Genomic DNA, 18547 nt, shown 5'->3' on the forward strand with positions numbered 1-18547 from the left:
GCTCGCCGGAGGTCGCGATGCCCGTCGACACGCCCGTTCTGTCCCTCGCCGAGCTCCGGGACCGCGGGATGACGGCGGTCATGGCGGGCGGCCGGCGGGTGCTCCTCGTCGCCGTGCCCGACGGCGTGCGGGCCTACGACAACCGCTGCCCGCACCGCGCCTGGCCGCTCGAGCGCGGGACGCTCGCCGACGGTGTCCTGACCTGCGCCAACCACCGCTACGCGTTCGACGTGGCCACCGGCCGCGGCGTCGACCCGGCCGGCTGCGACCTGGTCCCGATCCCCTGCCGGGTCGACGAGGACGGCACGGTGACCGTCAGCGTGCCCTGAGCCCTTGACCTCGACCTTGCTCGAGGTCGGACCCTCGGACCATGCCCATCGAGCTGAACCACACCATCGTCGAGTCCCGGGACCCGGACGCCGGCGCGGCGTTCCTCACCGAGGTCCTCGGGCTGCCCGCCGCCACGCACTACGGGCCGTTCACGGTCGTCGAGGTCGCACACGGGACGAACCTCGACCACATGCACGTCGAGGACCCCCATCCCCAGCACTACGCGTTCCTCGTGCCCGACGAGGAGTTCGACGTCATCGCCGGGCGCCTGCGCGACCGCGGCGTGCCGACCTTCGCCGACCCGGCCCGTCGCCGGCCGGGGCAGAACACCAACGACGGCGGGCGGGGCACCTACTTCGACTCCCCCGACGGCCACGTCCTGGAGATCCTCACCCGCCCCTACGGCAGCGGCGGCTGAGCAGGGGGTGTCAGGGCTCGTCGCGCCGGCGCCGCGTGGTGACGGCCCGGTCCGCCAGCGAGGCGTCGTCCGGGTAGTCCACGCCGACCAGCCGCAGGCCGCGCGCGGCCACGACCGTGACCTCGCTCGACCGCTCGCCCGCGCCCAGCAGCGCCGCGGGCCAGGACACCGGCCGGCGACCCTCCCCGACGGCGAGCAGCGCGCCCACCACCGAGCGGACCATCGAGTGGCAGAACGCGTCGGCGGACAGGCGGGCGGCGAGGACGTCGTGCTCGCCGGGCGCGCGGGTCCACGCGAGGCGCTGCAGCTCGCGCACCGTCGTCGCCCCGGGCCGCGGGCGGCAGTACGCGGCGAAGTCGTGCTCGCCCAAGAGCCCCCGGCCGGCCTCGTTCATCGCGTCGACGTCGAGCGGTCGGGGCCAGCGCAGGGTGTCGCGGGCGCGCAGCGGCTCGGGCCCCCAGGGCGCGGTGCTGACCCGGTACTCGTAGTGGCGGCGCAGTGCGGAGAAACGGGCGTCGAACCCCTCCGGCGCCGGCGTCACCGCCCGGACCCTGACATCCGGCGGCAGCATCCGCGCCAGCCGCCCGACGACGCCGGGGTGCGGCTCGACCTCGGCCGGCAGGTCGACGTGGCACACCTGCGCGTCGGCGTGGACGCCCGCGTCGGTGCGCCCGGCGACGGTGAGCGCCACCGGCACCCGCCAGATCGTCGCCAGCGTCTCCTCGAGCACGCCCTGCACCGTGCGCAGCCCGGGCTGGCGCGCCCAGCCCGAGAAGTCGGTGCCGTCGTAGGCCAGGTCGAGGCGGTGGCGACGTACAGACACCGCGAGCCCGCCCCCGGCGTCGGGAGCGGGCTCGCGGTGTGCGGTGCGGTCGGTCAGGACTTCTCGCCGTCCGTGGTCGCCGACGAGTCGGCGTCCTCGGACACGTCGAGACCGGCGGCGGACGCGGCGTTGTCGGCCATCCCCTCGGGCACGTCGGTGGTCGCCGACGAGTCGGCGTCCTCCGAGCTCGACTCCGCTGCCGCCTCGGCCTCCGGCACCTCGGGGGCGTCGTCGTCGGTCCCGACGCCCTCGGCCGCCGCGGCGTCCGTGGGCTCGGCCGGCTCCGGGGAGGCATCCGACTCCGCCGCCGCGATCGTCGCGGCCGTGGCGGCCGCCCCGGTCGCGGTGCCGCCGACCTCGGCGCCCGGGCCCGAGGAGGTCTGCGGCGCCGCGGTGCGGGTGGCCTGCGAGGCCTCCGCGGACGCGGTCCGCTCGTTGACCAGCTCGATGACGGCCATCGGCGCGTTGTCGCCCTTGCGGGGCAGGGTCTTGACGATGCGCGTGTAGCCGCCGGGACGGTCGGCGAAGAACGGGCCGATCTCGGCCACGAGGCGGTGCACGACGTCCTTGTCGCGGATCTGCTCCGCGATGAGGCGACGGTTGTGCAGGCCGCCCTTCTTGGCCTTGGTGATCAGCCGCTCCGCGTACGGGCGCAGGCGCTCGGCCTTGGCCCGCGTGGTGTGGATGCGGCCGTGCGTGAAGAGCGACGTGGCCAGGTTGGCCAGCATCAGCTTCTGGTGGTCGGGGGAACCCCCGAGCCGCGGGCCCTTGGTGGGCTGGGGCATGGCACTGCTCCTGTCTCGTGACGCCTTTCCGCCCGGCCCGCGAGCGGGCCGGGCGGGGGCAGCACGTCAGAGTCGCTGAAAGAGGGGTACTACAGCTGCTCGGTCTCGGCGTAGTCCTGGCCGTCGTCGTCCGACACGCCGTAGCCGCCGAAGCCGCCGTCCGAGCCGTAGGACTCGAAGCCCTCCGACGGGTAGTCGGCCGCCGCGGCGGACGGGTCGAACCCGGGCGGGCTGTCCTTGAGGGCCAGCCCGAGACCCGCGAGCTTCATCTTGACCTCGTCGATGGACTTCGCACCGAAGTTGCGGATGTCCAGCAGGTCGGCCTCCGAGCGGCCGACGAGCTCGCCGACCGTGTGGATGCCCTCCCGCTTGAGGCAGTTGTAGGACCGGACCGTGAGGTCGAGGTCCTCGATGGGCATCGCGAACGCGGCGATCGAGTCGGCCTCGGCGGGCGAGGGACCGATCTCGATGCCCTCGGCGTCGACGTTGAGCTCGCGCGCCAGGCCGAAGAGCTCGACGAGCGTGCGCCCGGCGGACGCGATCGCGTCGCGCGGGGTCATCGACGGCTTGGTCTCGACGTCGAGGATCAGCTTGTCGAAGTCGGTGCGCTGCTCGACGCGGGTCGCCTCGACCTTGTAGCTGACCTTGAGCACCGGCGAGTAGATCGAGTCGACCGGGATGCGGCCGATCTCGGCGCCGGACGCCTTGTTCTGCGCGGCCGGGACGTACCCGCGGCCGCGCTCGACGACGAGCTCGACCTCGAGGCGGCCCTGGTCGTTCAGGGTCGCGATGTGGAGGTCGGGGTTGTGCACGGTCACGCCGGCCGGCGGGACGATGTCGCCCGCCGTCACGGTGCCGGGGCCCTGCTTGCGCAGGTACATCGTGGCCGGCTCGTCCTCCTCCGAGCTGACGACCAGCTCCTTGAGGTTCAGGATGATGTCGGTGACGTCCTCCTTCACCCCCGGGACGGTGGTGAACTCGTGGAGGACCCCGTCGACGCGGATGCTGGTCACGGCCGCGCCCGGGATGGACGACAGCAGGGTGCGACGCAGCGAGTTGCCGAGGGTGTAGCCGAAACCCGGCTCCAGCGGCTCGATGACGAACCGGGAGCGGGTGTCGTCGATGGCGTCCTCGGAGAGGGCAGGACGCTGGGAGATCAGCACGTGCGATTTTCCTTCCGATGCGGCGTCCGCTATTTGACGCCGAACCCGACCCGGCCCGAGCAGGCTGCCCGGGCCGGGGTACCGCTCACTTCGAGTAGAACTCGACGATCAGCTGCTCCGACACCGGGGTGTCGATCTGCGCCCGCTCCGGCAGGGAGTGGACGAAGATGCGCAGCGAGTCCGGGACGACCTGCAGCCAGCCCGGGACGGGCCGGTCGCCGAAGTTCTCCTTCGCCACCACGAAGGGCAGCATGTTCCGGGACTTCTCCCGGACGTCGATGATGTCGTACTGCGTCACCCGGTAGCTGGGGACGTCGACCTTCTGGCCGTTGACCAGGAAGTGGCCGTGGCCCACGAGCTGGCGGGCCTGGCGGCGGGTCTGCGCGAGCCCGGCGCGGTAGACGACCGAGTCGAGGCGCGACTCGAGCAGGCGGAGGAACTCGTCGCCGGTCTTGCCCTCGCGACGGTTCGCCTCCTCGTAGTAGGCGCGCATCTGCTTCTCGAGCAGGCCGTAGGTGAAGCGGGCCTTCTGCTTCTCCTGCAGCTGCAGCAGGTACTCGGACTCCTTGATGCGGATCCGACCGTGCTGCCCCGGCGGGTACGGGCGACGCTCGAAGGACTTGTCGCCGCCGATCAGGTCGACCTTGAGGCGGCGGGACTTGCGGGTGGCGGGGCCGGTGTAGCGAGCCATCTCGTGTTCTCCTCTCCGCCTAGACCCGGCGACGCTTCGGCGGACGGCAGCCGTTGTGCGGCTGCGGGGTGACGTCGGAGATCGTCCCGACCTCGAGGCCCGCGGCCTGCAGCGAACGGATCGCGGTCTCGCGGCCCGAGCCCGGGCCCTTGACGAAGACGTCGACCTTCTTCATCCCGTGCTCGGCGGCCTTGCGGGCACAGTTCTCCGCGGCCATCTGCGCGGCGAACGGCGTCGACTTGCGCGAGCCCTTGAAGCCCACGTGGCCGGCCGACGCCCAGCTGATGACGTTGCCGGTCGGGTCGGTGATGGAGACGATCGTGTTGTTGAACGTGCTCTTGATGTGCGCGTGGCCGTGGGAGACGTTCTTCTTCTCCCGGCGCCGGACCTTCTTGGCCCCGGCCGCGCCCTGGCGGGTCCTGGGTGGCATTCAGATACTCCTGGCTGAGGTGTCGATCGGCTTCGCCGTGCGGCGGGGCGCGCTTACTTGCGCGTGGCCTTCTTCTTGCCGGCAACCGTCTTCTTGGGGCCCTTGCGCGACCGGGCGTTGGTCTTCGTCCGCTGCCCGTGCACCGGGAGATTGCGGCGGTGCCGCAGCCCCTGGTAGCTGCCGATCTCGACCTTGCGCCGGATGTCCGCCTGGACCTCGCGGCGCAGGTCGCCCTCGACCCGGAAGTGGTTCTCGATGTACGCGCGCAGCGTGGCGGCGTCGGCGTCCGACAGGTCCTTGGACCGCAGGTCGGGGTCGATGCCGGTCTCGGTGAGGATCTCCTTGGACCGGCTGCGGCCGATCCCGAAGATGTAGGTCAGCGCGATCTCCATCCGCTTCTCGCGGGGGAGGTCGACGCCGGCGAGTCGTGCCATGGGGCGACGTGCTCCTCGTGTCGTCCGGGAGGTCTGGCTCCCCGCCCGTCCCGCAGCGCTGGCGCTGCGGGCCCCGGCCTCCCGTGCCGGGGGTGCTCCGCCGAGTCGGTGTCGACGTAGGTGCGGGGAGGTTCTCTGGTGCGGTCGCGCGCGACCGCGGCGGTGCTCGGTGGTACCGGTGAGCGGCGGCGTCAGCCCTGGCGCTGCTTGTGGCGCAGGTTGTCGCAGATCACCATGACCCGCCCGTGACGGCGGACCACCTGGCACTTCGCGCAGATGCGCTTGACGCTCGGCTGGACCTTCACGTCCTCTTCCTCACTCCGAGGCTGTCCCGGTTCACTTGTAGCGGTAGACGATCCGGCCGCGCGAGAGGTCGTAGGGCGACAGCTCGACGACGACCTTGTCCTCGGGAAGGATCCGGATGTAGTGCTGACGCATCTTGCCGCTGATGTGCGCCAGGACCTTGTGCCCGTTCTCGAGCTCCACCCGGAACATCGCGTTGGGCAGGGGCTCGATGACCCGGCCCTCGACCTCGATGGCGCCGTCCTTCTTCGCCATGTCCTCCGCATTCCTATCGACGTACGCTGGCGTCCCCCGGTGTCCGGCGCTGCTCGCGACGGGCGAACGGCGGACGCGGTGTGCGCGACGCGGACGGCGTCCACGCACGAGCGCGCGCGGCCACCGGCACGACACGCGCACCAGCCGTCAAGTGTACGCGCGGCGTGTCGAGTGCCTCGTCACCGGGGTGCTGCCCGCGACCTCGCCTGGCCCTGGTCAGCGCCGCAGCGCCCGGGACCCGGCGCAGCCGAACGGCGCCGGCGGCGCGAGCCCCGCCCGGGCGCCGAGGGCCTGCAGCGCGAGCACCGCACCCCACGGGCCGGCGACCCAGATCCACCACGGCGCGACCGCCCCGCCCGTGCCGACCGACACGGCCACCCAGATCACCAGGTTGATCACCGACACCGCCGCCCACACCGCGACCGCCACCCGCAGCGCCGTCACGCGGGGCCGGCGGGCCGGGGCCGTCGCGGGAGTCGCGGCAGGGGTCGCCGCGGGGGCTGCCGGCAGGTCCGCGGTCAGCGGCGCGAGGTCCGCGGCCACCACGGCGCCGTGCGCGGCCCGCACGCGCTCGTCGTACTCCGCGAGCGTCAGCCGCCCCTCGGCGTGCGCGCGCTCGAGCACCGAAGCCACGCGCTCGCGGTCGGCGTCCGCCACCCGCAGCCCGCCGGTCCCGACCCCGGTCCCGATCCCGCTGCCCGGCCCGGCCACTGCCTCGGTCACGCCGACCACCCCGCTCCTCGACTCGCGACCGAGCCTAGCAGCGAGCGGATAGTTCCGCTATCCAGTCGTCAGGACGCGGGCGCGGTGAGGACCCGCGGGCCGTCGTCGGTGACCGCCACCGAGTGCTCCCAGTGCGCGGCGCGGCTGCCGTCGGCGGTGACGACCGTCCAGCCGTCGGCGAGCTCCTCGGTCTCGTCGGTGCCGCCCGTGAGCATCGGCTCGATGGCGAGCACCATCCCCGTGCGCAGCCGCATCCCCGTCCCGGCGCGGCCGAGGTTGGGCACGAACGGCTCCATGTGCATCGAGGTGCCGATGCCGTGCCCGCCGTAGTCGGCGACGATCCCGTACTCGCGGCCGTCCGCCGCCCCACGCCGGCGCGCCTCCTCCTCGACCGCGTGCCCGACGTCGCCGAGCCGCCCGCCCGGCACGAGCTGCGCGATCCCGGCCTCCATCGCCGACCGGCAGGCCGCCGAGAGCGCCTCGTCCTCGGTGCGCGGGGTGCCGACCAGCAGCGTCACCGCGGCGTCGCCGTGCCAGCCCTCGAGGATCGCCCCGCAGTCGATCGAGACGAGGTCACCGTCGGCGAGGACCTGCTCGGCCGACGGGATGCCGTGCACGACCTGCTCGTTGACCGACGCGCAGATCGAGGCCGGGAAGCCCTGGTAGCCGAGGAAGGACGGCACGGCGCCGGCGTCACGGATGGCGGCGTCGGCGATCCCGTCGAGGTCGGCGGTGGTGGCCCCCGGGCGCGCGGCGTCGGTGACCGCGGCGAGCGCGGACGCCACCACGAGCCCGGCGGCGCGCATCGCGTCCACCTGACCCGGTGTCTTCAGCTCCACGAGGCGCCCCCGGACCCGGTCGGCGATGCCGCCCACCCCCGCGGACACGACCTCGGTGAGGCGGCTGGAGCGGCGGCCCTGGCCCACTCAGTCGTCGGGCTCGTCGGCGAGGGCGTCCATGGCGCGGTCGGTGATCTCCTCGACCGACCCGACGGCATCCACCCGCACCGCGATGTCCTGGTAGTGCTCGATCAGCGGCTCGGTCTCCGAGCGGTAGACCTCCTGGCGGTGCCGGATGGTCTCCTCGGTGTCGTCCGAGCGCCCGCGCGAGGTGAGGCGCTTGACGAGCTCCTCGTCGTCGACCTCGAACACCAGCACCGCGTCGAGGCGCTGGCCGAGCTCGCTCAGGACGTCCTCGAGCTCGCGGGCCTGCGCGGCGTTGCGGGGGAAGCCGTCGAGGAGGAACCCCTCCTGCGCGTCGGGCTGCGCGAGACGGTCCTTGACCATCTTGACGGTCACCTCGTCCGGCACCAGGTCGCCCGCGTCGACGTAGCGCTGGGCCTCCTTGCCGAGGTCCGTCTCGTTCTTCATGTTCTCGCGGAAGATGTCGCCGGTGGAGATGTGGGGCGCGTCCAGTCGCTCGGACAGCCGCGCGGCCTGCGTTCCCTTGCCCGCTCCCGGCGGGCCCACCAGCACGATCCTCACGACGTCACTCCCTCGACCCACACCGGTGCTGTCACTCGTTGCGCTCCGCCCGACTACCCGGTCAGCGCAGGAAACCTTCGTAGTTGCGCTGCATCAGCTGGCTCTCGATCTGCTTCACCGTGTCCAGCCCGACGCCCACCATGATCAGAACAGCCGTGCCCCCGAAGGGGAAGTTCTGGTTCTGTCCTTGACCGGTCAGGCCCAGGAAGAAGTTCGGCAGGACGGCGATGATGCCGAGGTAGATGGAGCCCGGCAAGGTGATCCGCGACAGCACGTAGCTCAGGTACTCGGCCGTGGGCCGCCCGGGCCGGATGCCGGGGATGAACCCGCCGAACTTCTTCATCTCGTCGGCACGTTCCTCGGTGTTGAACGTGATCGACACGTAGAAGTACGTGAAGAAGATGATGAGGGCGAAGTACAGGAGGATGTGCAGCCAGTTGGACTGGTTGGCCAGGTACGTCTGCACGAACCGGGAGAAGCCCGAGTCCTGGTTGCCCGTGATCCGCGAGAGCAGGTCGGGCAGGTAGAGCAGCGACGAGCCGAAGATGACCGGGATGACGCCGGCCTGGTTGACCTTGAGCGGCAGGTACGTCGACGTCCCGCCGTACATCCGGCGACCGACCATCCGCTTCGCGTACTGCACCGGGATGCGCCGCTGGCCCTGCTCGACGAACACGACGCTCGCGATGATGACGAGCCCGAACGCGCAGACCACGGTGAAGGCGAGGCCGCCGGCGTTCTGGAGGATCGTGTTGCCCTCGGCCGGGATGCGGGCCGCGATCGAGGTGAAGATCAGCAGCGACATGCCGTTGCCGACCCCGCGCTCGGTGACGAGCTCGCCGAACCACATGATCACCGCGGTGCCGGCCGTCATGACGATGACGATGACCGCGAGGTCGAAGATGTCGGCGTTGGGCAGGATCGGGAACTGGGCGGGGTCGCAGTCCTGGAAGAGCTGGTTGCGGTCGGCCAGGGCCACGATGCCCGTCGACTGCAGGACCGCCAGGGCGATGGTCAGGTAGCGCGTGTACTGCGTGAGCTTGCCCTGACCGCTCTGCCCCTCCTTCTTCAGCTGCTCGAAGCGGGGGATGACGACCGTCAGCAGCTGGACGATGATGCTCGCCGTGATGTACGGCATGATGCCCAGCGCGAAGATCGACAGCTGGAGCAGCGCCCCGCCGGAGAAGAGGTTGATCAGCGAGTAGACGCTCGCCGCGTCACTGCCCTGGACCTGCCGCAGGCACTCCTGCACGTTCGAGTAGGAGACGCCGGGCGCCGGGAGCGTGGCCCCCAGGCGGTAGACGGCGACGATGCCGAGCGTGAACAGGATCTTCTTGCGCAGGTCCGGTGTGGCCAGGGCTGACCGCACGGCGCCGAGCACTCGGACCTCCAGATGTCGTTCGGCCAGGGCGCGCGCCTCGGGCCGCGCCGGCCGGGTGTCCAGGCCCCGCGCCGCGAACGGGCGCCGGGGGCCGGGGCGGGCCGGTCGAGCCGACCCGGAGCGAGACTACACGGGGACACACGACCGGCCCCGGGCCGCTCCTGGTGCGGAGCGGCCGCGGGGCCGGCGGGCGTCGGGAGTACTGCTACTCGACGACGGTGGCGCTGCCGCCCGCGGCGGACAGCTTCTCGCTCGCCGAGCCCGAGAAGGCGTGCGCGCTCACGCGCAGCGCCACCGAGCCGACCTCGCCGGTGCCGAGCACCTTGACGGGGTGGCCCGGACGCACGGCGCCGGCCGCGACGAGCTCGGCCGGGCCGACCTCGCCGCCGTCGGGGAACAGCCGCGCCAGGTCGCCGACGTTGACGACCTGCGAGACCACCTTGTTGCGGTTGCGGAAGCCCTTGAGCTTCGGCAGACGCATCTGCAGCGGCATCTGGCCGCCCTCGAACGACGAGGGGACGTTCTTCCGGGCGCCGGTGCCCTTCGTGCCGCGACCGGCGGTCTTGCCCTTGGAGGCCTCACCGCGACCCACACGGGTCTTCGCGGTCTTGGCCCCGGGCGCCGGGCGCAGGTGGTGCAGCTTGATGGGCGAGTCACCCATTGCCGGACACCTCCTCCACCGTCACCAGGTGACGGACCGTGTTGATCAGCCCGCGGTTCTGGGGCGTGTCGGGACGGACGACGCTCGCGCCGATCCGCCGCAGCCCCAGCGACCGCAGGGTCTCGCGCTGGTTGCGCTTCCCGCCGATCTCCGAGCGGGTCTGCGTGACCTTGAGGTCGGCCATCACGCCCCCTGCCCGGCACGGGCACGCAGCATGCGCGCCGGCGCCACGTCCTCGATCGGCAGGCCACGACGGGCGGCGACGGCCTCGGGCACCTGCAGGGCCTTCAGCGCCGCGACGGTCGCGTGCACGATGTTGATCGCGTTCTGGCTGCCCAGGGACTTGGACAGCACGTCCGCGATCCCCGCGCACTCCAGCACCGCGCGGACCGGGCCACCGGCGATGACACCGGTACCGGGGCTGGCCGGACGCAGCAGGACCACGCCCGCCGCCTCCTCGCCCTGCACGGGGTGGGTGATGGTGCCGCCGACACGGGGGACGCGGAAGAAGTTCTTCTTCGCCTCCTCCACGCCCTTCGCGATCGCGGCGGGCACCTCCTTGGCCTTGCCGTAGCCGACACCGACCATGCCGTCGCCGTCGCCGACGACGACCAGGGCGGTGAAGCTGAAGCGCCGGCCGCCCTTGACGACCTTGGCCACGCGGTTGATGGCGACGACCCGCTCGAGGTGCGGGGTGCGGTCCTGCGACCGGTCGCGGCCGCCCTGCTGGCGGTCCCGGCCGGCGCTCCCGCCCTGGCGCTCGCCGCCCTGCTGGTTGGAGCCGGCCGGTCCGTCGCGCCGAGTGCGTCCCGGCATCAGGGGTTCCTTCCGTTGCTGTTCACGGGGGTCGCGGTCATCAGAACTGCAGACCCCCCTCGCGGGCCGCATCCGCGAGCTGCGCGATGCGGCCGTGGTACCGGCGACCGCCGCGGTCGAAGACGACCGCGTCGATGCCCTGCTCCTTGGCGCGGGAGGCGACGAGCTTGCCCACCTCCGCGGCCTGGGCCTTCTTGTCGCCCTCCATGCCGCGCACGTCGGCCTCCAGGGTGGAGGCGTGCGCGAGCGTGTGGCCGGCGATGTCGTCGACCACCTGCGCGGTGATGTGCCGCGTGGAGCGGGTGACGACCAGGCGCGGGCGCGACGGCGTGCCGGCGATCTTCTTGCGCAGCCGGACGTGGCGCCGGGTACGACCCGCGCGGCGGGTCTCCGAGACGTTCTTGCCCAGGTGGCCCCGGGCCTTGTTCGTGGGCGCGGCGCTCGTCGTGGTGCCGTTGTTCTCAGCCATCACTTGCCCGTCTTCCCGACCTTGCGGCGGATCTGCTCGCCGGCGTAGCGGACGCCCTTGCCCTTGTAGGGGTCGGGGCGGCGCAGCCACCGGATGTTCGCGGCGACCTGGCCGACGAGCTGCTTGTCGATGCCCTGGACCGAGAACCGCGTGGGGCTCTCGACCGCGAACGTGATCCCGTCCGGCGGCGTGATCTTCACCGGGTGGCTGAAGCCCAGCGCGAACTCGAGGTCCGAGCCGCGGAGCTGCACGCGGTAGCCGACGCCGTGGATCTCGAGCTTGCGCTCGTAGCCCTGCGACACGCCCTGCACGAGGTTGTTGAGCAGGGAGCGGGACAGGCCGTGCAGCGCGCGGCTCTCCCGCTCGTCGTCGGGACGCTGGACGGAGAGCACGCCGTCGTCGAGCGAGACCGTGATGGGCTCGTCGACCACGTGGCTCAGGGTGCCCTTGGGCCCCTTCACGGTGACCTCGCGACCGTCGACGGTGACGTCGACGCCCGACGGCACGGTGATCGGGGCCTTGCCGATGCGTGACATGGTTCGGTTCCCCTTCCCGCTACCAGACGAAGGCGAGGACTTCCCCGCCCATCCGTCGCTGGTGGGCCTGCCGGTCGGTCAGGAGCCCGGACGACGTCGAGATGATCGCGACGCCGAGGCCGCCGAGCACCCGCGGGAGCTCGTTCGACTTCGCGTAGACGCGCAGGCCGGGCTTCGAGACCCGCTTGATGCCGGCGATGCTGCGCTCGCGGTTCGGCCCGTACTTGAGGTCGACCACGAGGGACTTGCCCACGGTGGCGGCCTCGGTGCGGTAGCCGGCGATGTAGCCCTGGTCCAGGAGGACCTGCGCCACGTGCGCCTTCAGCTTGCTGTGCGGCATGGTCGCGCTCTCGTGGAACGCCGAGTTGGCGTTGCGGATGCGCGTGAGCATGTCCGCGATCGGGTCGGTCATCGTCATGACCAGGTCACCTTCCTCGCCGTGGTTCCCCGGGTGGCGCGCGTGCGCGCGCTCCCGATGGCGGGCCTGCGGCGTGCGGAGCTTCTGTCAGCGGTCGTACGGACGCGCGGCGCCGTGGAGTTCACCGTGCCGTCGAGCAGGTGCTCGCGGTGGGCGACGCGCTGGATGAGGCGCAGGAGCGCAGGGTCGATCGCGCCCTCGCGCGGGGCGTCCTCGTCGAGGTCGCGGGAGTCGTGCACCGACCTCACCAGGACGCCTTGCTCACGCCCGGGAGCTCGCCCCGGTGCGCCATCTCGCGCAGGCAGACCCGGCAGAGCCCGAACTTGCGCAGCACCGCGCGGGCACGCCCGCACCGGTTGCAGCGGGTGTAGCCGCGCACCGCGAACTTCGGCTTGCGCGCGGCCTTGTTGACCAGTGCCTTCTTCGCCATCTCAGTTCTCCCTGAACGGGAAGCCGAGCTGACGGAGCAGCGCCCGGCCCTCCTCGTCGGTCGTCGCGGAGGTGACCACGGTGATGTCCATCCCCCGCGGCCGGTCGATCGAGTCCTGGTCGATCTCGTGGAACATCGTCTGGTCCGAGAGACCGAACGTGTAGTTGCCCGACCCGTCGAACTGCTTCGGCGAGAGGCCGCGGAAGTCGCGGATGCGCGGCAGGCCGATGGTCAGCAGCCGGTCCAGGAACTCCCACATGCGCGCACCGCGGAGGGTGGCGCGGGCGCCGATCGGCATGCCCTCGCGCAGCTTGAACTGCGCGATGGACTTGCGGGCCCGGCGGATCTCCGGCTTCTGGCCGGCGATGAGGGTGAGGTCGCGGACCGCGCCCTCCATCAGCTTCGAGTCGCGCGCGGCCTCGCCGACACCCATGTTGACGACGACCTTGACGACGCCGGGGATCAGCATCGGGTTCGCGTACCCGAACTGCTCCTGCAGCGCGTCCTTGATCGCGTCGTGGTACCGCTGCTGCAGCCGCGGACGGGTCGTCTCGGGAGCTTCGGTACTGGTCACGAGAGGTCCTTCCCGCTGCGCCGCGAGACGCGCACGCGCTTGGGCTCGCCCTCGCCACCGGCGCGGGTGCCGACGCGGGTCGGCTTGCCGTCGGCGTCGACGACCATCACGTTCGACGCGTGGATCGGCGCCTCCTGCGTGACGATCCCGCCGCTCTGGGCACCGCGCTGGTTGGCCGACTGGGCGGTGTGCTTCTTGATCCGGTTGACGCCCTCCACGAGCACGCGCTCGCGGTCGGGGTAGGCCTGGATGACCTTGCCCTTGGCGCCCTTGTCCTTGCCGGCGATGACGACGACCGTGTCGCCCTTCTTCACCTTCATCTGCTACAGCACCTCCGGCGCGAGCGAGATGATCCGCATGAACCTCTTGTCGCGCAGCTCGCGGCCCACCGGGCCGAAGATGCGGGTCCCGCGGGGCTCACGGTCGTTCTTGATGATGACGGCGGCGTTCTCGTCGAACTTGATGTACGAGCCGTCCGGACGGCGCTTCTCCTTGCGGGTGCGCACGACGACGGCCTTCACGACGTCACCGCGCTTGACGCCGGAGGCCGGGATGGCCTCCTTGACCGTCGCCACGATGACGTCGCCGATGCCCGCGTACCGCCGGGAGGACCCGCCGAGCACACGGATGCACAGGATCTCCCGTGCACCGGTGTTGTCGGCGACCCGGAGCCGCGACTCCTGCTGGATCACTTCGTCTCTCCTGACCTACCCGCACGCGGCGGATGGTTTCGGGTGATTACTTGGCCTTCTCGAGGATCTCGACGAGACGCCAGCGCTTCGTGGCCGACAGCGGCCGGGTCTCCATGAGGAGCACGCGGTCGCCGGGGCCGGCGGTGTTGTTCTCGTCGTGCGCCTTGACCTTCTTCGTGCGCCGGATGACCTTCGAGTAGCGCGGGTGCTTCACCCGGTCCTCGAGGCTGACGACGATGGTCTTGGCCATCTTGTCCGAGACGACCAGGCCCTCACGCACCTTGCGCAGGCCGCGGTCGTCGTTGCGGGCGCCGGCCGGGCTCTGCTGGGCGTTCTCGCCCTGCTTCACCTCGGACCGGACCTGCTGCTCCTCGTCGCGCTCCGGGGCCGACGCCCCCGAGCTGGACGGAGTCGTGTCCTGGGTCTCGCTCATGCCGCTCCCTCCTCGTCGGGGGCGACCGACAGGCCGAGCTCGCGCTCGCGCATCACCGTGTAGATGCGCGCGATGTCGTGGCGCACGGTCCGCAGTCGACGGTTGTTGTCCAGCTGTCCGGTCGCCATCTGGAAGCGCAGGTTGAACAGCTCGGCCTTGGCCTCGCGGGCGCGGGCCACGAGCTCCTCGCTCGTGAGCTCGCGCAGCTCGGCGGCGGGGGTTCCGGCGGCCATCAGAAGGTCTCCTCACGGCTCACGATGCGGCAGCGCATCGGCAGCTTGTGCTGCGCGCGGCGCAGGGCCTCGCGGGCCGTCGCCTCGTTGGGGTAGCTCATCTCGAACATGACCCGGCCCGGCTTCACGTTCGCCACCCACTTCTCGGGCGAGCCCTTCCCGGAACCCATGCGGGTCTCGGCCGGCTTCTTGGTCAGCGGCCGGTCGGGGAAGATGTTGATCCACACCTTGCCGCCACGGCGGATGTGCCGCGTGATGGCGATACGGGCGGACTCGATCTGCCGGTTGGTGACGTAGGCGTGCTCCAGGGCCTGGATGCCGTAGTCACCGAAGGACATCTGGGTGCCGCCCTTGGCGGCGCCGGTCCGGTCCGGCCGGTGCTGCTTGCGGTACTTGACCTTGCGGGGGATCAGCATGGCTCAGGACTCCGTCTGCGTGCTGGCCTCGGGGGCGGCGCCCGCGGGGGCCCCGCCCGTGCTGGCACCGGCGGTCTGGTTGGCCTGCTCGGCGGCGGCGCGCCCGGCCTCGGTGCTCGTCCCCGTCGTGCCCGAGGAACCGGAGCGACGCCCGCGCGGACGGTCGCCGCGGTTGCCGCGGCCACCGCGCGGGTCACGGGTCGCGGCGTCGAGCGCGGCCTGGCGCTCCGACTCGCGCTTCCCGCCGACGACGTCGCCCTTGTAGATCCAGACCTTCACGCCGATGCGGCCGAAGTTGGTCCGGGCCTCGAACAGGCCGTAGTCGATCTCCGCGCGCAGCGTGTGCAGCGGCACGCGCCCCTCGCGGTAGAACTCCGAGCGGGACATCTCGGCGCCGCCGAGACGGCCGGAGCACTGCACCCGGATGCCCTTGACGCCCGGGCTGCGCATGGCCGACTGCATGGCCTTGCGCATCGCGCGGCGGAACGACACGCGGTTGGACAGCTGCTCGGCCACGCCCTGCGCGACGAGCTGTGCATCCGCCTCGGCGCCCTTGACCTCGAGGATGTTGAGCTGGACCTGCTTGCCGGTCAGCTTCTCGAGGTTGCCGCGCAGGCGGTCGGCCTCGGCGCCGCGGCGGCCGATGACGATGCCGGGACGCGCGGTGTGGATGTCGACGCGGACGCGGTCGCGGGTGCGCTCGATCTCGACCTTGGAGATGCCGGCGCGCTCCATGCCCTTGGAGAGCATGCGACGGATCTTGACGTCCTCGGCGACGTAGTCGGCGTACTGCTTGTCGGCGTACCAGCGCGACTTCCAGTCGGTGGTGATGCCGAGGCGGAAGCCGTGCGGGTTGATCTTCTGGCCCATCAGCGGCCACTCCTCTTCGCGCGCGGACGGCCGCCCTGCGGCGCGGCGACCTCGGTCACCTCGACGTAGATGTGGCTGGTCCGCTTCCGGATGCGGTACGCCCGGCCCTGCGCGCGGGGCTGGAACCGCTTCATGGTCGGACCCTCGTCCACCGTGATCGTCGAGATCACGAGGTTCGCCGGGTCCAGGTCGAAGTTGTTCTCGGCGTTGGCCACCGCGCTCGCGACGACCTTGGCCACCGGGCCGGCCGCCTTCATCTCGGCGAACTGGAGCACCGAGGCGGCCTGGCCGACGGGCATGCCGCGGACGAGGTCCACCACGCGGCGGACCTTCATCGGCGACATGCGCACGTAGCGCGCCCGCGCGACGGCCCCGCGGGGGTCCGTGGCGGTGTCGGCTGCTGCGGTCATTCGGACGTACCTTCCTTGTCTCGGGCCATGGGGGTCCCGCGCTCGTCCGTCGTCAGCGACGACGGGAGCGGCGGTCCTCCTTGACGTGCCCGCGGAACGTGCGGGTCGGGGCGAACTCGCCGAGCTTGTGCCCGACCATGGACTCCGAGACGAACACCGGGACGTGCTTGCGCCCGTCGTGGACGGCCAGCGTGTGGCCGATCATGTCCGGGATGATCGTCGACCGCCGGGACCAGGTCCGGATGACGGTCTTGCGGTTGGCCTCGTTGAGCGCGTCCACCTTCTTGAGCAGGTGGTCGTCGACGAACGGGCCCTTCTTGAGACTGCGTGGCATCGCTTCGCTCCCTCCTGCTCTCGTCAGCGCTTCTTGCGGTTCTTGCCGGTCTTGCGGCGGCGCACGATCATGCGGTCGCTCGCCTTCCGGGTCCGGGTGCGGCCCTCGGGGGTGCCGGCGGGGTTGACCGGGTGGCGACCACCGGAGGTCTTGCCCTCACCACCACCGTGCGGGTGGTCGACCGGGTTCATCGCGACACCGCGGACCTGCGGGCGCTTGCCGCGCCAGCGGTTGCGGCCCGCCTTGCCCCAGTTGATGTTCGAGTGCTCGGCGTTGCCGACCTCGCCGATGGTGGCGCGGCAGCGGACGTCGACGTTGCGGATCTCGCCCGAGGGCATCCGCAGCTGGGCGTACGGCCCGTCCTTCGCGACCAGCTGCACGCGGGCGCCGGCCGAGCGGGCGATCTTCGCGCCGCCGCCGGGACGGAGCTCGATCGCGTGGATCACCGTGCCGGTGGGGATGTTGCGCATCGGCAGGTTGTTGCCCGGCTTGATGTCGGCCTTGGGGCCGGCCTCCACCGTGTCGCCCTGCCCGAGGCGCTCGGGCGCGATGATGTAGCGCTTCTCGCCGTCCAGGTAGTGCAGGAGGGCGATGCGCGCGCTGCGGTTCGGGTCGTACTCGATGTGCGCGACCTTGGCCGGCACGCCGTCCTTGTCGTGGCGACGGAAGTCGATGACGCGGTAGGCCCGCTTGTGGCCGCCGCCCTGGTGCCGGGTGGTGATGCGCCCGGTGACGTTGCGGCCGCCCTTGTTGTGCAGCGGGCGGATCAGCGACTTCTCCGGGTGGTCGCGCGTGATCTCGGCGAAGTCCGAGACGCTCGCGCCGCGCCGCCCGGCGGTCGTCGGCTTGTACCTGCGGATTCCCATGGTCAGCTCCCTGCCCCGGGCGCGCCGAACACGTCGATGGTCCGGCTCTCGGGCGTCACCGTCACGACCGCGCGCTTGGTGTCCTTGCGCTTGCCGAAGCCGCGGCGGGAGCGCTTGCGCTTGCCCTCGCGGTTCAGCGTGTTCACGCTGGCCACCTGCACGTCGAAGATCTCCTGGACGGCGATCTTGATCTGCGTCTTGTTCGCGTCCGGCTTCACCAGGAAGGTGTACTGGCGCTCCTCCAGGAGGCCGTAGCTCTTCTCGGAGATGACCGGCGCGATGATCACGTCTCGCGGGTCGGCGATCACTTCTCGACCTCCTGTCCACCCGTGGAGCGGGCGGCCACGAACGCCTCGAGCGCGGCGGTCGTGAAGACCACGTCGTCGGCGCGCAGGACGTCGTAGGTGTTCAGCTGGTCCGGCGTGAGCTGGTGGACCGCCGGCAGGTTGGCCACGCTGCGGCGCGCGGCCTCGTCCTCGCGGGCGATGACCGCGAGGACCGTGCGGTGCTCCCGGCTCGGCGTCACGACCGCCTCGAGCGCGCTGCGCGCACCCTTGGTGGACGGGGCCGTGCCGTCGACGAGCGCCGAGAAGACGTGGATGCGCTCGTGACGGGCGCGGTCCGACAGCGCGCCGCGCAGGGCCGCCGCCTTCATCTTCTTCGGGGTCCGCTGGTCGTAGTCGCGCGGCGTCGGCCCGTGGACGGTGCCGCCGCCGGTGAACTGCGGCGCGCGCACCGAACCCTGGCGGGCGCGGCCGGTGCCCTTCTGGCGGTACGGCTTCTTGCCGCCGCCGCGGACCTCGCCGCGCGTCTTGGTGTCGTGCGTGCCCTGGCGGGCCGCCGCGAGCTGCGCGGTGACGACCTGGTGCATCAGCGCGGTGCTGGCCGGGGCGTCGAACAGCTCGCCCGGGAGCTCCGCGGTGCCGTCGGTGCCGCCCGCGGGGGTGTGCACCGGGACCGAGCGGGTCTCGCCGGCGGCCTGCGCGTGGCGGTCGCGGCGAGCGAGGCGGCGGGCCTCGCCGGCCGAGTAGCCCGACCGGCGCGCGGTCTGCAGGGTCGCGGTGGCCGCGGCCGTCGTCGAACCGGTGCCGGCGGCGGTCTGCTCGGCCGCGTCGGGGCCCTCGGCCTCGTCGGGGCCAGGGGTGTGGCCGTCGGCGGCCCGGGAGGAA

Annotated in this window: 34 protein-coding genes; 2 read left to right on the forward strand and 32 right to left on the reverse strand. The window is 72.0% G+C overall.

Annotated features, from left to right (window positions below):
- Window positions 1–17 precede the first annotated feature (17 nt).
- The gene (locus tag PH190_RS02270; RefSeq protein ID WP_274229879.1) at window positions 18–329 is read left to right on the forward strand and encodes a Rieske (2Fe-2S) protein; all 312 of its coding nucleotides are present in this window, start codon (window positions 18–20) and stop codon (window positions 327–329) included.
- A gap of 41 nt (window positions 330–370) precedes the next feature.
- Window positions 371–748, forward strand: a complete 378-nt coding sequence (locus PH190_RS02275; protein WP_274229880.1) for a VOC family protein — start codon at window positions 371–373, stop codon at window positions 746–748.
- Between the two features lie 10 nt (window positions 749–758).
- Here the strand turns inward: PH190_RS02275 and truA are convergent, their stop codons facing one another.
- The 32 genes from truA to rplD all read right to left on the reverse strand — a co-directional run bounded on the left by truA (window position 759) and on the right by rplD (window position 18330).
- Window positions 759–1571, reverse strand: coding sequence for a tRNA pseudouridine(38-40) synthase TruA (gene truA / locus PH190_RS02280; RefSeq protein WP_274229881.1), 813 nt, complete (start codon window positions 1569–1571; stop codon window positions 759–761).
- A 53-nt stretch (window positions 1572–1624) separates the two neighbouring features.
- Entirely contained in the window at window positions 1625–2356 is a 732-nt protein-coding gene (gene rplQ, locus PH190_RS02285) for a 50S ribosomal protein L17 (RefSeq protein WP_274229882.1), read from the reverse strand.
- Between the two features lie 89 nt (window positions 2357–2445).
- Entirely contained in the window at window positions 2446–3519 is a 1074-nt protein-coding gene (locus PH190_RS02290; RefSeq protein ID WP_274200589.1) for a DNA-directed RNA polymerase subunit alpha, read from the reverse strand.
- 85 nt (window positions 3520–3604) lie between these two features.
- Window positions 3605–4210: a 30S ribosomal protein S4 gene (gene rpsD / locus PH190_RS02295; RefSeq protein WP_274229883.1), complete on the reverse strand. Its 606-nt coding sequence runs from the start codon at window positions 4208–4210 to the stop codon at window positions 3605–3607.
- 19 nt (window positions 4211–4229) lie between these two features.
- A complete protein-coding gene (gene rpsK, locus PH190_RS02300; protein ID WP_116708483.1) occupies window positions 4230–4640 on the reverse strand; it encodes a 30S ribosomal protein S11 in 411 nt (136 codons plus the stop codon).
- Window positions 4641–4693: 53 nt separating this feature from the next.
- The gene (gene rpsM, locus PH190_RS02305; RefSeq protein WP_274200587.1) at window positions 4694–5074 is read right to left on the reverse strand and encodes a 30S ribosomal protein S13; all 381 of its coding nucleotides are present in this window, start codon (window positions 5072–5074) and stop codon (window positions 4694–4696) included.
- Between the two features lie 191 nt (window positions 5075–5265).
- The gene (rpmJ, locus tag PH190_RS02310) at window positions 5266–5379 is read right to left on the reverse strand and encodes a 50S ribosomal protein L36 (RefSeq protein WP_018330934.1); all 114 of its coding nucleotides are present in this window, start codon (window positions 5377–5379) and stop codon (window positions 5266–5268) included.
- 31 nt (window positions 5380–5410) lie between these two features.
- A complete protein-coding gene (gene infA, locus PH190_RS02315; protein WP_030532868.1) occupies window positions 5411–5632 on the reverse strand; it encodes a translation initiation factor IF-1 in 222 nt (73 codons plus the stop codon).
- Between the two features lie 216 nt (window positions 5633–5848).
- Complete coding sequence (locus PH190_RS02320) at window positions 5849–6355, reverse strand: DUF1707 SHOCT-like domain-containing protein (protein WP_274229884.1); 507 nt, start codon at window positions 6353–6355, stop codon at window positions 5849–5851.
- A gap of 68 nt (window positions 6356–6423) precedes the next feature.
- The gene (gene map / locus PH190_RS02325; protein ID WP_274230051.1) at window positions 6424–7242 is read right to left on the reverse strand and encodes a type I methionyl aminopeptidase; all 819 of its coding nucleotides are present in this window, start codon (window positions 7240–7242) and stop codon (window positions 6424–6426) included.
- A gap of 39 nt (window positions 7243–7281) precedes the next feature.
- Entirely contained in the window at window positions 7282–7839 is a 558-nt protein-coding gene (locus PH190_RS02330) for an adenylate kinase (protein WP_274229885.1), read from the reverse strand.
- Between the two features lie 61 nt (window positions 7840–7900).
- Entirely contained in the window at window positions 7901–9220 is a 1320-nt protein-coding gene (gene secY, locus PH190_RS02335) for a preprotein translocase subunit SecY (RefSeq protein ID WP_274200625.1), read from the reverse strand.
- Between the two features lie 205 nt (window positions 9221–9425).
- Complete coding sequence (gene rplO / locus PH190_RS02340; protein WP_274200584.1) at window positions 9426–9881, reverse strand: 50S ribosomal protein L15; 456 nt, start codon at window positions 9879–9881, stop codon at window positions 9426–9428.
- A complete protein-coding gene (rpmD, locus tag PH190_RS02345; RefSeq protein ID WP_274200583.1) occupies window positions 9874–10065 on the reverse strand; it encodes a 50S ribosomal protein L30 in 192 nt (63 codons plus the stop codon). Before rpmD ends, rplO begins: the two co-directional genes overlap by 8 nt.
- Window positions 10065–10697: a 30S ribosomal protein S5 gene (gene rpsE / locus PH190_RS02350; RefSeq protein WP_274229886.1), complete on the reverse strand. Its 633-nt coding sequence runs from the start codon at window positions 10695–10697 to the stop codon at window positions 10065–10067. Before rpsE ends, rpmD begins: the two co-directional genes overlap by 1 nt.
- Before the next feature lie 40 nt (window positions 10698–10737).
- A complete protein-coding gene (gene rplR, locus PH190_RS02355; RefSeq protein WP_274229887.1) occupies window positions 10738–11166 on the reverse strand; it encodes a 50S ribosomal protein L18 in 429 nt (142 codons plus the stop codon).
- Window positions 11166–11702 carry a 50S ribosomal protein L6 gene (rplF, locus tag PH190_RS02360; protein ID WP_274229888.1) on the reverse strand — a complete coding sequence of 179 codons (537 nt, stop codon included), beginning with the start codon at window positions 11700–11702 and terminating at the stop codon, window positions 11166–11168. Before rplF ends, rplR begins: the two co-directional genes overlap by 1 nt.
- Window positions 11703–11721: 19 nt before the next feature.
- Entirely contained in the window at window positions 11722–12120 is a 399-nt protein-coding gene (rpsH, locus tag PH190_RS02365; protein ID WP_274229889.1) for a 30S ribosomal protein S8, read from the reverse strand.
- Window positions 12117–12368, reverse strand: a complete 252-nt coding sequence (locus PH190_RS02370) for a hypothetical protein (protein ID WP_274229890.1) — start codon at window positions 12366–12368, stop codon at window positions 12117–12119. Before PH190_RS02370 ends, rpsH begins: the two co-directional genes overlap by 4 nt.
- Entirely contained in the window at window positions 12365–12550 is a 186-nt protein-coding gene (locus tag PH190_RS02375) for a type Z 30S ribosomal protein S14 (RefSeq protein WP_116708473.1), read from the reverse strand. The genes PH190_RS02370 and PH190_RS02375 overlap by 4 nt, the downstream gene beginning before the upstream one ends.
- A gap of 1 nt (window position 12551) precedes the next feature.
- A complete protein-coding gene (gene rplE, locus PH190_RS02380) occupies window positions 12552–13124 on the reverse strand; it encodes a 50S ribosomal protein L5 (RefSeq protein WP_274229891.1) in 573 nt (190 codons plus the stop codon).
- Window positions 13121–13444 carry a 50S ribosomal protein L24 gene (rplX, locus tag PH190_RS02385; RefSeq protein WP_274229892.1) on the reverse strand — a complete coding sequence of 108 codons (324 nt, stop codon included), beginning with the start codon at window positions 13442–13444 and terminating at the stop codon, window positions 13121–13123. The genes rplE and rplX overlap by 4 nt, the downstream gene beginning before the upstream one ends.
- Window positions 13445–13447: 3 nt before the next feature.
- The gene (rplN, locus tag PH190_RS02390) at window positions 13448–13816 is read right to left on the reverse strand and encodes a 50S ribosomal protein L14 (protein WP_116708470.1); all 369 of its coding nucleotides are present in this window, start codon (window positions 13814–13816) and stop codon (window positions 13448–13450) included.
- A gap of 46 nt (window positions 13817–13862) precedes the next feature.
- Window positions 13863–14165: a 30S ribosomal protein S17 gene (gene rpsQ, locus PH190_RS02395; RefSeq protein ID WP_420791562.1), complete on the reverse strand. Its 303-nt coding sequence runs from the start codon at window positions 14163–14165 to the stop codon at window positions 13863–13865.
- Between the two features lie 80 nt (window positions 14166–14245).
- On the reverse strand, window positions 14246–14482 hold the full coding sequence (gene rpmC, locus PH190_RS02400) for a 50S ribosomal protein L29 (protein ID WP_274229893.1): 237 nt from the start codon (window positions 14480–14482) through the stop codon (window positions 14246–14248).
- Window positions 14482–14898, reverse strand: a complete 417-nt coding sequence (gene rplP / locus PH190_RS02405; RefSeq protein ID WP_133829614.1) for a 50S ribosomal protein L16 — start codon at window positions 14896–14898, stop codon at window positions 14482–14484. Before rplP ends, rpmC begins: the two co-directional genes overlap by 1 nt.
- Before the next feature lie 3 nt (window positions 14899–14901).
- On the reverse strand, window positions 14902–15768 hold the full coding sequence (gene rpsC, locus PH190_RS02410) for a 30S ribosomal protein S3 (protein WP_274200575.1): 867 nt from the start codon (window positions 15766–15768) through the stop codon (window positions 14902–14904).
- Window positions 15768–16178, reverse strand: coding sequence for a 50S ribosomal protein L22 (rplV, locus tag PH190_RS02415; RefSeq protein WP_274229894.1), 411 nt, complete (start codon window positions 16176–16178; stop codon window positions 15768–15770). Before rplV ends, rpsC begins: the two co-directional genes overlap by 1 nt.
- A gap of 52 nt (window positions 16179–16230) precedes the next feature.
- A complete protein-coding gene (rpsS, locus tag PH190_RS02420) occupies window positions 16231–16512 on the reverse strand; it encodes a 30S ribosomal protein S19 (protein WP_116708465.1) in 282 nt (93 codons plus the stop codon).
- A 23-nt stretch (window positions 16513–16535) separates the two neighbouring features.
- The gene (gene rplB / locus PH190_RS02425; protein ID WP_274229895.1) at window positions 16536–17378 is read right to left on the reverse strand and encodes a 50S ribosomal protein L2; all 843 of its coding nucleotides are present in this window, start codon (window positions 17376–17378) and stop codon (window positions 16536–16538) included.
- A gap of 2 nt (window positions 17379–17380) precedes the next feature.
- Complete coding sequence (gene rplW / locus PH190_RS02430) at window positions 17381–17686, reverse strand: 50S ribosomal protein L23 (protein ID WP_274229896.1); 306 nt, start codon at window positions 17684–17686, stop codon at window positions 17381–17383.
- Window positions 17683–18330 (reverse strand): 50S ribosomal protein L4, encoded by a 648-nt coding sequence (gene rplD, locus PH190_RS02435; protein WP_274230052.1) that lies wholly within the window; start codon window positions 18328–18330, stop codon window positions 17683–17685. Before rplD ends, rplW begins: the two co-directional genes overlap by 4 nt.
- Between the last annotated feature and the right edge of the window lie 217 nt (window positions 18331–18547).

This window comes from Actinomycetospora straminea (assembly GCF_028737255.1).
GTDB lineage: Bacteria > Actinomycetota > Actinomycetes > Mycobacteriales > Pseudonocardiaceae > Actinomycetospora > Actinomycetospora straminea.

Excerpts from the sequence above, each read along its gene's own strand:
- PH190_RS02270 (WP_274229879.1), top strand. The coding sequence starts at position 18 with ATGCCCGTCGACACGCCCGTTCTGTCCCTCGCCGAGCTCCGGGACCGC.
- PH190_RS02275 (WP_274229880.1), top strand. The coding sequence starts at position 371 with ATGCCCATCGAGCTGAACCACACCATCGTCGAGTCCCGGGACCCGGAC.
- rplQ (WP_274229882.1), bottom strand. The coding sequence starts at position 2,356 with ATGCCCCAGCCCACCAAGGGCCCGCGGCTCGGGGGTTCCCCCGACCAC.
- rpsD (WP_274229883.1), bottom strand. The coding sequence starts at position 4,210 with ATGGCTCGCTACACCGGCCCCGCCACCCGCAAGTCCCGCCGCCTCAAG.
- rpsK (WP_116708483.1), bottom strand. The coding sequence starts at position 4,640 with ATGCCACCCAGGACCCGCCAGGGCGCGGCCGGGGCCAAGAAGGTCCGG.
- rpsM (WP_274200587.1), bottom strand. The coding sequence starts at position 5,074 with ATGGCACGACTCGCCGGCGTCGACCTCCCCCGCGAGAAGCGGATGGAG.
- infA (WP_030532868.1), bottom strand. The coding sequence starts at position 5,632 with ATGGCGAAGAAGGACGGCGCCATCGAGGTCGAGGGCCGGGTCATCGAG.
- rplO (WP_274200584.1), bottom strand. The coding sequence starts at position 9,881 with ATGGGTGACTCGCCCATCAAGCTGCACCACCTGCGCCCGGCGCCCGGG.
- rpmD (WP_274200583.1), bottom strand. The coding sequence starts at position 10,065 with ATGGCCGACCTCAAGGTCACGCAGACCCGCTCGGAGATCGGCGGGAAG.
- rpsE (WP_274229886.1), bottom strand. The coding sequence starts at position 10,697 with ATGCCGGGACGCACTCGGCGCGACGGACCGGCCGGCTCCAACCAGCAG.
- rplR (WP_274229887.1), bottom strand. The coding sequence starts at position 11,166 with ATGGCTGAGAACAACGGCACCACGACGAGCGCCGCGCCCACGAACAAG.
- rplF (WP_274229888.1), bottom strand. The coding sequence starts at position 11,702 with ATGTCACGCATCGGCAAGGCCCCGATCACCGTGCCGTCGGGCGTCGAC.
- rpsH (WP_274229889.1), bottom strand. The coding sequence starts at position 12,120 with ATGACGATGACCGACCCGATCGCGGACATGCTCACGCGCATCCGCAAC.
- PH190_RS02375 (WP_116708473.1), bottom strand. The coding sequence starts at position 12,550 with ATGGCGAAGAAGGCACTGGTCAACAAGGCCGCGCGCAAGCCGAAGTTC.
- rplX (WP_274229892.1), bottom strand. The coding sequence starts at position 13,444 with ATGAAGGTGAAGAAGGGCGACACGGTCGTCGTCATCGCCGGCAAGGAC.
- rpmC (WP_274229893.1), bottom strand. The coding sequence starts at position 14,482 with ATGGCCGCCGGAACCCCCGCCGCCGAGCTGCGCGAGCTCACGAGCGAG.
- rplP (WP_133829614.1), bottom strand. The coding sequence starts at position 14,898 with ATGCTGATCCCCCGCAAGGTCAAGTACCGCAAGCAGCACCGGCCGGAC.
- rpsC (WP_274200575.1), bottom strand. The coding sequence starts at position 15,768 with ATGGGCCAGAAGATCAACCCGCACGGCTTCCGCCTCGGCATCACCACC.
- rplV (WP_274229894.1), bottom strand. The coding sequence starts at position 16,178 with ATGACCGCAGCAGCCGACACCGCCACGGACCCCCGCGGGGCCGTCGCG.
- rpsS (WP_116708465.1), bottom strand. The coding sequence starts at position 16,512 with ATGCCACGCAGTCTCAAGAAGGGCCCGTTCGTCGACGACCACCTGCTC.
- rplB (WP_274229895.1), bottom strand. The coding sequence starts at position 17,378 with ATGGGAATCCGCAGGTACAAGCCGACGACCGCCGGGCGGCGCGGCGCG.